The organism is Streptomyces sp. NPDC013157, assembly GCF_042899865.1.
In the GTDB taxonomy this organism is placed as follows: domain Bacteria; phylum Actinomycetota; class Actinomycetes; order Streptomycetales; family Streptomycetaceae; genus Streptomyces.
Genome location: NZ_JBIBAK010000002.1, coordinates 657,714 through 670,994, shown reverse-complemented (window position 1 = coordinate 670,994; position 13,281 = coordinate 657,714). Strand labels below are relative to the sequence as shown.

At 72.3% G+C, this 13,281-nt stretch carries 12 protein-coding genes; 2 read left to right on the top strand and 10 right to left on the bottom strand.

Translation table 11 applies throughout. From position 1 onward, the window contains the following. Positions 1-54 precede the first annotated feature (54 nt). From ACFY6U_RS08430 to bla, 6 genes are all read right to left on the bottom strand, one after another. Complete coding sequence (locus tag ACFY6U_RS08430) at positions 55-1,263, bottom strand: cytochrome P450 (RefSeq protein WP_390035932.1); 1,209 nt, start codon at positions 1,261-1,263, stop codon at positions 55-57. Continuing rightward, positions 1,260-1,886 (bottom strand): ATP/GTP-binding protein, encoded by a 627-nt coding sequence (locus ACFY6U_RS08425; RefSeq protein WP_390035930.1) that lies wholly within the window; start codon positions 1,884-1,886, stop codon positions 1,260-1,262. The genes ACFY6U_RS08430 and ACFY6U_RS08425 overlap by 4 nt, the downstream gene beginning before the upstream one ends. Further along, complete coding sequence (locus ACFY6U_RS08420; RefSeq protein ID WP_390035928.1) at positions 1,867-2,214, bottom strand: DUF742 domain-containing protein; 348 nt, start codon at positions 2,212-2,214, stop codon at positions 1,867-1,869. Before ACFY6U_RS08420 ends, ACFY6U_RS08425 begins: the two co-directional genes overlap by 20 nt. Then, a complete protein-coding gene (locus ACFY6U_RS08415; RefSeq protein WP_093506900.1) occupies positions 2,211-2,618 on the bottom strand; it encodes a roadblock/LC7 domain-containing protein in 408 nt (135 codons plus the stop codon). Before ACFY6U_RS08415 ends, ACFY6U_RS08420 begins: the two co-directional genes overlap by 4 nt. After that, positions 2,615-4,186 (bottom strand): ATP-binding protein, encoded by a 1,572-nt coding sequence (locus ACFY6U_RS08410; protein ID WP_390035926.1) that lies wholly within the window; start codon positions 4,184-4,186, stop codon positions 2,615-2,617. The genes ACFY6U_RS08415 and ACFY6U_RS08410 overlap by 4 nt, the downstream gene beginning before the upstream one ends. 180 nt (positions 4,187-4,366) lie before the next feature. Further along, complete coding sequence (bla, locus tag ACFY6U_RS08405; protein ID WP_390035924.1) at positions 4,367-5,242, bottom strand: class A beta-lactamase; 876 nt, start codon at positions 5,240-5,242, stop codon at positions 4,367-4,369. Between the two features lie 220 nt (positions 5,243-5,462). Between bla and ACFY6U_RS08400 the strand changes: the two genes are divergently transcribed. Together ACFY6U_RS08400 and ACFY6U_RS08395 are read left to right on the top strand one after the other, a co-directional pair. Then, positions 5,463-6,272 (top strand): hypothetical protein, encoded by an 810-nt coding sequence (locus ACFY6U_RS08400; RefSeq protein ID WP_390035922.1) that lies wholly within the window; start codon positions 5,463-5,465, stop codon positions 6,270-6,272. 192 nt (positions 6,273-6,464) lie between these two features. Further along, positions 6,465-9,839, top strand: coding sequence for a pyruvate carboxylase (locus tag ACFY6U_RS08395; RefSeq protein WP_390035921.1), 3,375 nt, complete (start codon positions 6,465-6,467; stop codon positions 9,837-9,839). A 54-nt stretch (positions 9,840-9,893) separates the two neighbouring features. Here ACFY6U_RS08395 and ACFY6U_RS08390 read toward each other — a convergent pair whose 3' ends face one another. The 4 genes from ACFY6U_RS08390 to ACFY6U_RS08375 all read right to left on the bottom strand — a co-directional run bounded on the left by ACFY6U_RS08390 (position 9,894) and on the right by ACFY6U_RS08375 (position 13,188). Further along, on the bottom strand, positions 9,894-10,868 hold the full coding sequence (locus ACFY6U_RS08390; protein ID WP_390035919.1) for an SMP-30/gluconolactonase/LRE family protein: 975 nt from the start codon (positions 10,866-10,868) through the stop codon (positions 9,894-9,896). 163 nt (positions 10,869-11,031) lie between these two features. Then, on the bottom strand, positions 11,032-11,487 hold the full coding sequence (locus ACFY6U_RS08385; RefSeq protein ID WP_390035917.1) for a hypothetical protein: 456 nt from the start codon (positions 11,485-11,487) through the stop codon (positions 11,032-11,034). Positions 11,488-11,528: 41 nt separating this feature from the next. Next, on the bottom strand, positions 11,529-12,326 hold the full coding sequence (locus ACFY6U_RS08380; RefSeq protein ID WP_390035915.1) for a DUF4389 domain-containing protein: 798 nt from the start codon (positions 12,324-12,326) through the stop codon (positions 11,529-11,531). An 85-nt stretch (positions 12,327-12,411) separates the two neighbouring features. Continuing rightward, complete coding sequence (locus ACFY6U_RS08375; protein ID WP_390035914.1) at positions 12,412-13,188, bottom strand: polysaccharide lyase family 7 protein; 777 nt, start codon at positions 13,186-13,188, stop codon at positions 12,412-12,414. Between the last annotated feature and the right edge of the window lie 93 nt (positions 13,189-13,281).

The following is a 13,281-nucleotide window of genomic DNA, read 5'->3' as shown; positions in this document are numbered from 1 at the left end:
GGGTAACTGCGCCATTCGGTGTGCTGCGCCGGTCTGTCGATGCGGAGGTGCGGATCAGAGGGCGGGTACGGGCGTGAACCTGACGGGCAGTTCGGTCAGCCCCCGCAGCCACGGCGAGGGCCTGCGGGTGAGGGAGTCGGCGGGCACCGCGAGGTCGATGTCCGGGAGCCGGTCGAGGACGACCTCGATACCGGTCCGCGCGACCACCTCGGCGACCTCCTGGGCGGGGAACGGGCAGCGGTGCTCGCCGTGCCCGAAGGAGAAGTGCGCGTTGTTGCCGCCGGTCAGCGCGGAGGCGTCGGTGCGCACCTGCGGATCGGAGTTGGCGCCCTGCAGACCGAGGATCAGCAGGTCACCGGCGCGGATCCGGCGGCCGCCCAGCTGGGTGTCGCGGGACGCCCAGCGGCCGGCGATGTTCTGGCTGGGGGTGTCCTCCCACAGCACCTCGTTCATCGCCTCGGCGACACTGTTGCGGCCGCCGAACAGGGAGGCGGCGAAGCGGTCGTCGGTGAGCATCAGCCGCAGCGAGTTGCCGATCCAGTCGGCGGTCGGCTGGTGCCCGGCCGCCATCATGACCATCAGGTCCTGCATGATCTCTTCGCCGGTGAAGCCGCTCTTGTCCTGGAGCATCCGCGACACGACGTCGTCGGCCGGGTCCGCCTTCCGGTCGGCCAGCAACTGCGCCATGGACGAACCCAGATGCTGCTGCCCGGCGATCGCCCGCTCGCGCCCGTCGATCATGTCGTTGAGCGCGGTGACCAGACCGGGGCCCTCCTCGTCGGAGAAGCCGTACAGCCGCGCCAGCACCCGTACCGGCAGCAGCATCGCGTACTGGCCGATCAGGTCCGCCTCGCCGCTCGTGCACAGCCCGTCGATCAGCTCGTCCGCGAACCGCTCGGCGTGCCCGCGCAGTTCGAACGGGTCGACGGCCTCCAGCGCGTCGCTGATCATCCCGGCCCGCTCGCGGTGCCGCTCGCCGACCGTGTAGAGGATCGACGGCTGCTTGCGGCCGATCATCGGCAGCAGCGGCCAGTCTTCGGGGATCATGTCCCACTGGTTCCACAGGTCCGAGTCCCGGCTGAACAGCACCGGGTCCCCGGTCACCTGGTGCAGCTCGCGGTAGCCGACCACCAGCCAGGCCGGCACGTCCCCGTCGAGCACGACGGGGGTGACGGCACCGTGGTCGCGCCGCATCTCGCGGTACAGACGCGCCGGTTCGGTCTGGAACCGGGGGCCGCCGAGCGGCACTGCATCGGGGGTCACACGAACTCCTGTCGGGGCAGGTCGGCCGGTGCGGACGGGCCGGCGTACCGGTTCTTGACGTGCTGGACGAGCGTGATCAGCACCTGCTTGCCGGACTCCCGGGAGCGGGCGTCGCAGTTGACCAGCGGGACGTGCGGGTCCAGGTCGAGGGCGTGCCGGACGTCCCCGGGGGTGTGCACGGGGCCGCCGAAGTCGTTGCAGGCCACGATGAACGGGGTGCCGTGCTTCTCCAGCCGGTCGATGGCGTACCAGGAGTCGCCGATCCGCCGGGTGTCGACGAGCACCACCGCGCCGAGGGTGCCGGAGAACAGCCGGTCCCACAGGAACCAGAACCGCTCCTGGCCCGGCGCCCCGAACAGGTACAGCACGTTGCGCGCGTCCAGGGTGATCCGGCCGAAGTCGAAGGCGACGGTGGTCGCGGACTTGCCGCGCACCTCCCGGATGTCGTCGACTCCCTCGCCGGCCTGGGTCATCGTCTCCTCGGTGTTGAGGGGACGTATCTCGCTGACCGAGCGGACCAGAGTGGTCTTGCCGACGCCGAAGCCGCCCACGACAACGATCTTGAAACCGTTGTCGGCGGAGGCACCCAACGGGGTGCGCGCGTCAGAGGTTGCGGAGTCCAACGAGCACCTGCTCCAGGATGTCGGGGTCGGTGATGGCCGGCCGGTAGGGGTGGCGGGCGCTGACCCGGCCGGCCGCCTGCAGGTCGCCCAGCAGGACCTTGGTGATGCTCACCGGCAGCTTCAGCTCCGCGGCGAGCTCCACCACCGAGGTCGGGAACTCGGCCAGGCGCAGGATCGCCGCGTGCTCCGACTGCATGCCGGGTGTCGGCTCCGACTCGGCGACGACCAGGGTGACCAGGTCGAAGGGGCTGTCGGGGCCGGTGCCGCTGCGGCCGCCGGTGATGGTGTACAGGCGGTCGGGCGCGTCGTCCCTGCCCGGGCGGCTCATGACGTACGGGGCTGGGCGGTCAGGTGCTCGCCGAGCTGCTCGACCAGTTCGCTCATGTTGTGCCCGACCAGCCCGGGATCGGCGTCCTCGCTGGTCACCACGGCCAGATGGGCGCCCTCGCCGGCCTCCACGATGAACAGCACGCCCCCGTAGAACTCGGTCATCGCCGACCGCACGCCGCCGCTGCCGTCGCCGAACTCGACGGAGGCCCCGTGCGACAGCGACTGGATGCCGGCGGCGATCGCCGCGAGCTGGTCGGCCTGGTCGACGGAGAGCTCCGGGGTACGGCAGAGTTTCAGCCCGTCACGGGAGAGCACCAGGGCGTGCCGCGCCCCGGGGGTGCGCTCCAGGAGGCCCTCGATGAGCCAGGTGAGCTTGGAGTCGGCGGTGGTCCTGCCGGTCATGAAGTGGGGTCGCCTTCCGGGTACGCATGCGGGTGGGACGTGGGCTCTGGACCGGACTCCGGGTGGGGCGCGGGGGCCGGGTCGTGCGCGGGGGTGGGGGCGTACGGGGCGGTCGGCTCGTCGGCCGCGCCTGCGGAGTCCGAGTCGTGTGCGGCCGGGCGGACGGCCTGCCGGAAGCTGTTGAAGCGGGCGGCACGGACCTGGGCGTCCGCGGCGGCGGGCGCGGGGCGCGGCTCCGCAGGCTGGGGCGCCGACCGGCGCTCGGCCTCGGCGAGGGTCCGGCCTCGGCGCCGCCTGGGCAGCCCGGTGGGCCCTTCCTCGTCCTCGTCCGGCTCGGCGGCGGACTCGTGCACGGGTACGGGGTCCGCCGCGACCGGCACCGGCTGGGCCGGCTCCGCCGCCGACCCCGTGGCGGCCGCGGGTTCGTCGGCGACGGGGCGGGTCAGCAGGTCCTGCGGGACCAGCATCAGCACCCCGGTGCCGCCGCGCGCCGACGGCCGGAACGACACCTTCAGACCGTGCTTGCGGGCCAGCCGGCCCACCACCGCGAGCCCCAGCCGGGTGCCGGTGAGACCGCCCAGCTCGGTGCTGTCACCGGCGACCGCCCGCTCGGCGCGGCGCAGCTGCACGTCGCCCATCACCAGCCCGCTGTCCTCCACGGACACGATGACCCCGGCCGGCACCTCCTCCACGTACACGTGGACCTCGGCCGTGGGGGGCGAGAAGTTGGCCGCGTTGTCGAGGAGTTCGGCAAGCGCGTGCATGACACCCTCGGCGGCGTGTCCGGCGACGGCCGTCCCGCTCACCGAGTGCACCCGCACCCGGCGGTAGCCGCTGATGCGGCCCATCGCGCCGCGCAGGATCGACTCCATGCTGATCGGACGTGCCCAGCGGCGGCCGGAACGCGCCCCCGTGAGCACGGCGATGGAGTCGGCGAGCCGGCCCGCCTGGGCGGTGCGGTGGTCGAGTTGGAGCAGGTCGGCGAGCACGTCCTCGTCGGTGTGCCGGTCCTCCATGGCCCGCAGGTCGGCGAGGGTGGCGGTGGCCAGGGCCTGCATCCGTCCGGCCGCGTTGCCGGCGGCGGCGATCGCGGCGGCGCGTTCCCGCAGGGCGCGCTCCAGTTCGTCGGTGAGCCGGGTGTTCTCCTGCCGGTACCAGTCCAGTTCCTGGCCGCTGTCCTGGTGGATCCGCGCCCGCTCCTGCTCGAAGGAGTCGGCGAACTCGCTGCGCTGCTGGGCCAGTTCGTCGATCAGCCGCTGCTGCTCCTGGCGGGCCTCCTCGGTGGTCCGGGCCTGCTGCTGGAGGAGCCGCCCGATGTCCTGGCTCACCGCCTCCAGCCGGCGCCGGGCGGCGCGGGCGGCCCGCGCCGCGTGCACGGCCCAGGTCACCGCCGCGCACAGCAGCAGGGCGGCCGCGCTCGCGCCGAGGGCGAGGGGCGTGCGTACCGAGTCCGGCGCGGCGGCCGCCGCGGCGACGACCGCGAGGGCCGACACCACCGCGGTCAGCGCGAAGGTCGGAACGAGCGTACGCAGGGAAGGTCGTTCGCCGGGATGCGTGGGCGCGGTCATCGGTCCGGTCTGGTCCTCGGAGCAGGTAGGGATGTGAGTCCGGTGAAGGAGTTGTGACGCTCGGTGCTGAACTGGGCGTCACTATACGAGAGTTCGTGATCGAAACAGAACGGTTCCGGTCTCATCGCAGAAAACCCGCTACCGGGAAGGTGACTTGCTGTGCTCCGGCTGTGAACGATCTTATGCGCTGCCCCGCCCGAATGCGTCCGCCACGATCGCTGCGGCCTCCCTGACCAGCGGAGAGTCGGCCTCGGCAGCGGCATCGGCGTGGGGGGAGAGGGCGGCGACGACGAGCGTCGCGCGGCCCGGGGGCCAGGTGATCATGACATCGTTGGCGGTCCCATGGCCGCCCGTTCCGGGTTTGTCGCCGACCGTCCAGTCGCCGGGCAGCCCGGCGCGGATCCGTTCGCCGCCGGTGGCGTTGGCGAGCAGCCAGCCGGTGAGCCGCCGCCGGTCGGCGCCGTCCAGGGCGTGACTGACCGTCAGCCGTGCGTAGGTCGTGGCGATGGCCAGGGGAGTGGTGGTGTCGGTGACCCGCCCCGGCTCGGCCGAGTTCAGCTCCGGCTCCCACCGGTCCAGGCGCGTCACCCCGTCCCCGAGCGAACGGCGCAGCCTCGTCCCCGCCACCGGCCCGCCCAGTTGCTCCAGCAACAGGTTTGCCGCGGTGTTGTCGCTGTACGAGACCGACGCTCCGCACAACTCCGCGACGGTCATTCCCGCGGCGAGATTCTCCGGCTTTCCGGTGACCGGGCCGCCGCCCGCCCGCTCGACATCGCCCTCGTCGTAGTGCACGACCTTGCCGAGCACGTCCTCGCCGAGGTCGCGCAGGACGGCGGCGACCGCGAGCGGCTTGTGCACCGAACACATCGGAAAGCGTTCACCGGACCGGTGGCCGAGGCGCGTCCCCGAGCCGGTGTCCCGGGCGAACACCCCCAGCCGGGCCCCGTGTTCGCGCTCCAGGGCGCGCAGTCTCGTGGTCGCCTCCGGGGCCGGCGCGGTGGTCACCGCCGCCCCCGGAGCCGAGGCCGGCAGGGTGCGACGGGACGGTTCGCGCATTACTGCTCCTTTACCGGGACGACGCTCAGGGGGACGCGATTGCGGCCGTGCGGGTTCAGCCGTGGACGGGTGATAAATCCGACGTCGATATCCGACCGGTCGTAGCTCCCGCATCGTCGCAAATGATCCAAACGTCTATACGATGACGCGTGGAACGGCCCGGGCGCGGAGAACCTCTTGAGGGGCGCAGGCCGACGACGGGGACGGTGTCGAGGGGGCGATGCCTTTCATGAAAGGCGACTGGAGCCGGGTGGCCGGGCGGGCGGTCCGTTTCGTGCGGCGCACGCTGCGCGACGAATGGCATGCCATCGTGATGGAGCCGGTACGGCAGCTGGTGCGGCGCGGGCTCTCCGGTCTCGTGCTGGCGTTCGTGGCCGCGTTAGGCGTCATCTTCTTCCACGGCATCGCCCAGCACCCCTTCGGCCGGAGGCTGGTGTGGCACCTCGGCGGCGTCACCGCCGACCTGCCCCTGTGGCTCTCCCTGCTGCGCACCCCGGTGTCGCTCTACGTCCCGGCGCTCGACCTGCCGGTCTGGGCGGGCATCACCCAGCTCTTCCTCGCCTTCGCGCTCGCCGAACTCGCCCTCGGCCGCGGCCGCACCCTCGCCGTCGCGTACGTCACCACCCTGGCCGGCACGATGACCGCCCGGGTGATGGTCGCGCTGGGACCCGGCTGGGAGGGTTTCGGCCTGCCGCCGGAGGTCGGCCGGATCCTCGACACGGGCCCGTCCGCCGCCGTGGTGGGCCTTTTCACCTACCTCGCGGTGGTCCGCCGCGCGCCCGTCGTCTTCACACTGACCGGCGGCTCGATGGTGTGGGAGTCCGTCGCCGTACCGAACCTCGCCGGCCGCGAACACCTGATCGCCGTGGCCGCCGCGATCGTCCTCGGCCTGCTGCACGGACGCCGGCTGCCGTTCCCCGTCCGCCTGGTGGAACGCCTCGACACCACACCGTCGCCGCCCCGGTCGGACCCGCCGATACCCCGACCGGGCCCACCGCGCCACCCCGTACCGTCCTTCCGCCTGCCCTGAAGACTCCCCAACCCTCCCGGCTTCCCCGAGAACCCATATGTCACGAGGCTGACCCGCCGGAATGCTCAACAACGTCAATGTGATGGTTTTCGCACTTCAGCCGGTCAGGCCAACCCCTAATGTTGCGCGGGCTACGGCAGGGCGCGGCTGACACCATGGTGTTCGTCGCCGGCAGGCTGAAGGGATCCAGGGATGTTCCGCAAGGTGCTGGTCGCCAACCGTGGAGAGATCGCCATCCGCGCATTCCGCGCGGGCTATGAATTGGGTGCGCGCACGGTCGCCGTCTTCCCCTACGAGGACCGCAACTCGCTGCACCGGCTGAAGGCCGACGAGGCCTACGAGATCGGGGAACCGGGACATCCGGTTCGCGCCTACCTCTCCGTCGAGGAGATCGTGGGCGCGGCCCGGCGGGCCGGGGCCGATGCCGTCTACCCCGGCTACGGCTTCCTCTCCGAGAACCCCGAACTCGCCCGCGCCTGCGAGGAGGCGGGCATCACCTTCGTCGGACCCAGCGCCCAGACACTGGAGCTGACCGGCAACAAGGCCCGCGCGGTCGCCGCCGCCCGTGCCGCCGGTGTACCGGTGCTCGGCTCCTCCCAACCCTCCAACGACATCGACGAACTGGTCCGCGCCGCCGACGAGATCGGCTTCCCGGTCTTCGTGAAGGCCGTCGCCGGCGGCGGCGGCCGCGGCATGCGCCGGGTGGAGGACCCGGCCGCGCTGCGCGAGTCCATCGAGCAGGCCTCCCGGGAGGCGGCCTCCGCGTTCGGCGACCCGACCGTCTTCCTGGAGAAGGCCGTCGTCGACCCCCGCCACATCGAGGTGCAGATCCTCGCCGACGGCGAGGGCAACGTCATCCACCTCTTCGAGCGGGACTGCTCGCTTCAGCGCCGCCACCAGAAGGTCATCGAGCTGGCCCCCGCGCCGAACCTCGACCCCGGACTGCGCGACCGCATCTGCGCCGACGCCGTCCGCTTCGCCCGCGAGATCGGCTACCGCAACGCCGGCACCGTCGAGTTCCTCCTCGACCGCGACGGCAACCACGTCTTCATCGAGATGAACCCCCGCATCCAGGTCGAGCACACGGTCACCGAGGAGGTGACCGACGTCGACCTGGTCCAGGCCCAGATGCGCATCGCCTCCGGCGAGACCCTCGCCGACCTCGGGCTCTCCCAGGAGACGGTGAAGCTGCACGGCGCCGCCCTCCAGTGCCGCATCACCACCGAGGACCCCGCCAACGGCTTCCGCCCCGACACCGGCCGCATCAGCGCCTACCGCTCCCCGGGCGGCTCCGGCATCCGGCTCGACGGCGGAACCACCCACGCGGGTACGGAGATCAGCGCGCACTTCGACTCCATGCTGGTGAAGCTCACCTGCCGGGGCCGGGACTTCAGGGCCGCCATCGGCCGCGCCCGGCGTGCCGTCGCCGAGTTCCGCATCCGCGGCGTGGCCACCAACATCCCCTTCCTCCAGGCCGTCCTGGACGACCCGGACTTCCAGGCGGGCCGGATCACCACCTCGTTCATCGAGCAGCGTCCGCACCTGCTCACCGCCCGCTCCTCGGCCGACCGCGGCACCAAGCTGCTCACCTACCTGGCCGACGTCACCGTCAACAAGCCGCACGGCGAGCGCCCCCACCTGATCGAGTCGACCACCAAGCTGCCCCCGCTGCCCGCCGGCGAGCCCCCGGCCGGGTCCCGGCAGCGGCTGGTCGAGGCCGGCCCGGAGGGCTTCGCCCGCTGGCTGCGCGAGTCGCCCACCATCGGCATCACCGACACCACCTTCCGCGACGCCCACCAGTCCCTGCTCGCCACCCGCGTGCGCACCAAGGACCTCCTCGCCGTCGCCCCGGTCGTCGCCCGCACCCTGCCCGAACTGCTCTCCCTGGAGTGCTGGGGCGGCGCCACCTACGACGTCGCGCTCCGCTTCCTCGCCGAGGACCCCTGGGAGCGCCTGGCCGCCCTGCGCGAGGCCGTCCCCAACATCTGCCTCCAGATGCTGCTGCGCGGCCGCAACACCGTCGGCTACACCCCGTACCCGACCGAGGTGACCGACGCCTTCGTCCAGGAGGCCGCCGCCACCGGCATCGACATCTTCCGCATCTTCGACGCCCTCAACGACGTCGGCCAGATGCGCCCCGCCATCCAGGCCGTACGCGAGACGGGCACCGCGGTCGCCGAGGTCGCCCTCTGCTACACCGCCGACCTGTCCAACCCGGACGAGCGGCTCTACACCCTCGACTACTACCTCCGCCTCGCCGAGCAGATCGTCGAGGCGGGCGCGCACGTCCTCGCCGTCAAGGACATGGCCGGCCTGCTGCGCGCCCCGGCCGCCGCGAAGCTCGTCTCGGCGCTGCGCAGCGAGTTCGACCTCCCGGTCCACCTGCACACCCACGACACCGCGGGCGGTCAGCTGGCCACCTACCTCGCCGCGATCCAGGCGGGCGCGGACGCGGTGGACGGCGCGGTGGCCTCCATGGCCGGTACCACCTCGCAGCCCTCGCTGTCGGCGATCGTGGCCGCGACCGACTACTCGGAGCGTCCCACCGGGCTCGACCTGCGGGCGATCGAGGACCTGGAGCCGTACTGGGAGAGCGTCCGCAGGGTCTACGCCCCCTTCGAGGCGGGCCTCGCCTCCCCGACCGGCCGCGTCTACCACCACGAGATCCCCGGCGGCCAGCTCTCCAACCTGCGCACCCAGGCCGTGGCGCTCGGTCTCGGTGACCGCTTCGAGGACATCGAGGCGATGTACGAGGCCGCCGACCGCATCCTCGGCCGGCTGGTCAAGGTCACCCCGTCCTCCAAGGTGGTCGGCGACCTCGCCCTGCACCTGGTCGGCGCCGGGGTGCAGCCGGAGGACTTCGAGGCGACCCCCGACCGGTTCGACATCCCCGACTCGGTCATCGGCTTCCTCCGCGGCGAGCTGGGCACCCCGCCCGGCGGTTGGCCCGAGCCGTTCCGCACCAAGGCCCTCCAGGGCCGTGCCGCCGCCAAGCCGGCGCCCGAGCTGACCGCCGAGGACCGCGACGGCCTGGCCAAGGAACCCCGTACCACCCTCAACCGGCTGCTGTTCCCGGCGCCGACCCGCGAGTTCGAGGCCCACCGCCAGACCTATGGCGACACCAGCGTCCTCGACAGCAAGGACTTCTTCTACGGGCTGCGCCCGGGCAAGGAGTACGCGGTCGACCTGGAGCCCGGCGTCCGGCTGCTGATCGAGCTCCAGGCCGTGGGCGAGGCCGACGAGCGCGGCATGCGCACCGTGATGTCGAGCCTCAACGGGCAGCTGCGGCCGATCCAGATCCGCGACCGGGCTGCGGCGTCCGACATCCCGGTCACCGAGAAGGCCGACCGCGCCAACCCCGGCCATGTCGCGGCCCCGTTCGCGGGCGTGGTCACTCTCGCGGTGGAGGAGGGCGCGGAGGTCGAGGCGGGCGCCACGGTGGCCACCATCGAGGCCATGAAGATGGAGGCCACCATCACCGCCCCGAAGGCCGGCCGGATCTCGCGCCTCGCCATCAACCGCATCCAGCAGGTGGAGGGCGGCGACCTGCTGGTCGAGATCGCCTGAGGCCGGACAGCCCCGGAGAGCGGGGGAGGGCCGGGTCCGCCCGGCCCTGCCGGGCTACGAGCGGGAGAAGTGCGTGCTCAGCAGGGCCTTCAGCAGGTTCGGGTCGCGCTGGGTGTAGTAGGCGGCGCTCGCCACGAACACGTCACGGCCGCGTACCGCCAGCGAGGTCGGGTTGGACAGACCCTCCTGCACCGTCAGCACGCCGGCGTGGCTGCCGTCCGGGGCGACCAGCGCGACCTCGTTGGACGGGCTCAGCGCGGCGAGCACGAGGTCCGAGTGCCCGGGGAAGACGAAGTCGTCGACCCCGGTGAGGCCGGTCGCCCTCGTCCGGACCGCTCCCGCCGCGCCGTCCGCGCCGATCGGGATGCGCAGCAGGGTGCCCCGGTCGGTGTTGGTCACCCACACCGCGTCCTTGTGGACCTTGATCCCGTTGGCGCCGAAGCCGGTGGCCGACGGGAGCCCGGAGAGCGCGGTGCCCGTGGCCCAGGCCGTGGGCGTGCCGCCGGACCGGGGGATGCGCCAGACCGTGCCCAGTGCCGAGTCCGCCGCGTAGAGCATGCCGTGCTTCTCGTCGAGGGCCAGCCCGTTGGGCAGGCCGGCCACCGGCAGCTGGGCGATCTGTTCGGGCGTGCCGCCGCCTGCCGGGATGCGCCAGACGCCGGTCCTGTCGGTGCCGGTGGCGTAGTTGACGTACAGCGTGCCGTCGTGCGCGCGGGCGAGGCCGTGTGTGACCGCGCTGTTCACGAGCGGTGTCCGGGGGTTTCGCTCGTCGGGCAGGGTGGCGAGGACACGGACCCGGCGCTCCCGGGTGACCTTGACCACCTGTCGGGCGAACGCGAAGGACATGTCGACCGCGCCGCCCTGCTCGGCGACGATGCTCTCGGGTGTCTGTCCCCGGGCCAGATCGAAATGGGCGACGGTGTGGGGGCGGGAGAGGACCGGCTCGTCGCTCGCGGCCGGAACCGCCGCGAGCAGGCCGATCGCGACCACGGCCGGGGCGACGCCGGCCCGGCGGGGGAATCGGGGCATGTGACCTCTTTCGACGGGAGCGCAAGGATCCGGCGTACCGGTCACACCAACATGACGCTTCCCCGTCCCCGGGCAGCGGCAGCCGGGGCCGCTACGTCGCCCGCCCGGCGCACGGCGTGGCCCCGCATGCCGCGCAGCCGGGTGACGGCCCCGGCGGCCCCGCTCAGTTCCACATGGGGTAGTTCATGACCTGCGTGTATCCCTCCGGCCTGGCACCGGCGTAGGTCAGGTTCAGCCGCGTGAAGTGCTGCACGTCGGGGTGCTTCGTCCAGGCCGTCGGGCGGTCGAGCCGTACGGTCACCGGGTACTTGTGGAACTTGCCGGCCGCGCAGTACGGCTTGCAGTCGTTCACCAGGTTCACGCCCTGGGCGACCGCCGTGCTGTCGTTCCACTGGGTCCAGTGCATGCCGGTCAGGAGGCTGTTGCCGTCGCCGCAGGCCAGTATGAAGTCGGTCGGCCGGTACCGCTGGTGCCAGAGGCAGTCGACGAGCACCGGGTGCTGGGCCGACGCCCGCGACGCGGAGGGTGTCGGCGGCGTCGCCGAGGCCGTCGTCATGCCCGCCGTGAGCAGCAGGGCCGCCCCGAGTCCGATCGCCGTTCCCACCACTGGTCTGCGCATGGTCGCTCCCGCCCGTTCCGCCGTACACGTTCCCTTCGACGCTACGACCGTCCTGCGGGATGTACCACTTGCGGCGTATTCGCCAGTCCGTTCATGTCGTGGTCCCCGGTGGAGCGGGAGGCGATCTGGGTGATCAGGCCGAGCACCAGGAAGACCCAGATCAGGACCTTGGCGGCGGTGTCCAGGACCAGGGGCCGGGTGGCGGAGCGCACCTCCTCCCCGGCGGCCGGCCGGTCGCCGAGGAGTCCCTTCGGGTAGACGGGGGTCAGCATGCTGGTGTACGCGCCGAACCGCATCCGGTAGCGGGCGACCGCGGCCGTCGCCCCGAAGACGGGCCCGGGCAGCCGCCCCAGCACGATCCCGGTGATCCAGAAGATCCAGCCGACCGCGAACCAGCCGGTCGCCGCGAGGTTCGCGACGATCGCCGCCGGGATCATCAGGATCAGCCGGAACAGCACCGCCAGCCGGTTCAGGGTGGTGGGCCGCAGCTCGATCTGCACCGGGTGGTCGGGGGCGGTGAGGGCGAACGGCGGATACCGGTCCACCAGGAGCATGGAGCCGGCCGCGATCCGGGTCTCGTAGGCGAGGTACTTGCCGAGGAACGAGGCGATCGGGTCGGGCAGCCGGCCCAGCACGAGCGCCGCGAACCAGCCGGCCACCGTGGCGAAGAACGCCGCGATGCCGAGGACGACGAGCACGACGTACTGCGGGATCAGCAGCAGCCAGCGCAGCAGCACCGTCCAGCGGCGCTGCCGCGCCGGCGCGGGGAGGTCGAGCGCGGGCCGCCATTCGGGGCCGTCCGCCGTGGCGGGAGGGCGCGGTCCCCAGCTCTGCGTCATGAGTCCTCCCGGCGTCCGGCCGCGGCGGATGGCCTCTCCATCGTGCGGCGGAGCGACGGCCCCCGCCAGGGTGGACCGGGCGAACTCAGCCGTGTTTGACGGTCAGGCCGTAGAACGCGACCCGGGCGCCGTTGGTCGTGCTGTCGGAGGACGACTGGTTGTACGAGCCCGCCTTGAAGTACTGCTTGTACTGGTTGAAGGAGGACGGGATGGCGTAGTGCGTCGTAGTGCCGTTGACGGTCAGGTCGATGGTGTTCCCGCCGGAGACCGCGATGGTGTACGTCCAGGTCTTGCCGATCGACACGTGGCCCACGCTGTGCGGGGTCTGGCCGCCGTCCGGGGAGTTCTCGGTGCCGAGGACGATGTCGCCGTCGGAGTGGTAGTACAGCTCCAGCAGCGGCTTGGTGGAGGAGCCGCCGGTGCCGAGGTGGATCTGGCCCACGCACACGTTCTTGGTCACCGAGACCACCCGCAGCGTCGCGCTCATCCGGTGGCTGCCGCCCAGCGACCAGTTGGCGGCGCTGCCGTCCCGGTTCATCTCGCGCAGTTCGGAGCGGGCGTAGTTGGAGTTCGGGGTGGTGACGCCTTTCTCGGGCGCCCAGAAGGTCATCGCCCCGTCGCGGGTGTCGGTGTAGAAGTACGCGTCCTGGTAGCCGTTCGCGCCCTGCAGCCGGGACGAGGGGATGGTGGTCGGCGAGCCGGGGGAGCCGACCGGTTCCTGGAGCTGCCATACGGACAGGTCGAAGTTGCCGCCGGGCGCGACGTCCGGGTTCGCCGCGTCCGCGCTGCCGCCGGACAGGACGGTGAGGGCGAGGGCGAGGCCCGCGGCGGTGGGCGCCGCGAGCAGCCGGGGACGGTTCACGTGGGGGGTCCTTTCGTCAGATGGCTGCGCCCGGAGCTCACCCAACGCCGTTCATGTGTGTGAACTCTGGACGCATCCGTAACCGCCGATGAC

Excerpts from the sequence above, each read along its gene's own strand:
- ACFY6U_RS08410 (WP_390035926.1), bottom strand. The coding sequence starts at position 4,186 with ATGACCGCGCCCACGCATCCCGGCGAACGACCTTCCCTGCGTACGCTC.
- ACFY6U_RS08395 (WP_390035921.1), top strand. The coding sequence starts at position 6,465 with ATGTTCCGCAAGGTGCTGGTCGCCAACCGTGGAGAGATCGCCATCCGC.
- ACFY6U_RS08400 (WP_390035922.1), top strand. The coding sequence starts at position 5,463 with ATGCCTTTCATGAAAGGCGACTGGAGCCGGGTGGCCGGGCGGGCGGTC.
- bla (WP_390035924.1), bottom strand. The coding sequence starts at position 5,242 with ATGCGCGAACCGTCCCGTCGCACCCTGCCGGCCTCGGCTCCGGGGGCG.
- ACFY6U_RS08415 (WP_093506900.1), bottom strand. The coding sequence starts at position 2,618 with ATGACCGGCAGGACCACCGCCGACTCCAAGCTCACCTGGCTCATCGAG.
- ACFY6U_RS08380 (WP_390035915.1), bottom strand. The coding sequence starts at position 12,326 with ATGACGCAGAGCTGGGGACCGCGCCCTCCCGCCACGGCGGACGGCCCC.
- ACFY6U_RS08420 (WP_390035928.1), bottom strand. The coding sequence starts at position 2,214 with ATGAGCCGCCCGGGCAGGGACGACGCGCCCGACCGCCTGTACACCATC.
- ACFY6U_RS08385 (WP_390035917.1), bottom strand. The coding sequence starts at position 11,487 with ATGCGCAGACCAGTGGTGGGAACGGCGATCGGACTCGGGGCGGCCCTG.
- ACFY6U_RS08390 (WP_390035919.1), bottom strand. The coding sequence starts at position 10,868 with ATGCCCCGATTCCCCCGCCGGGCCGGCGTCGCCCCGGCCGTGGTCGCG.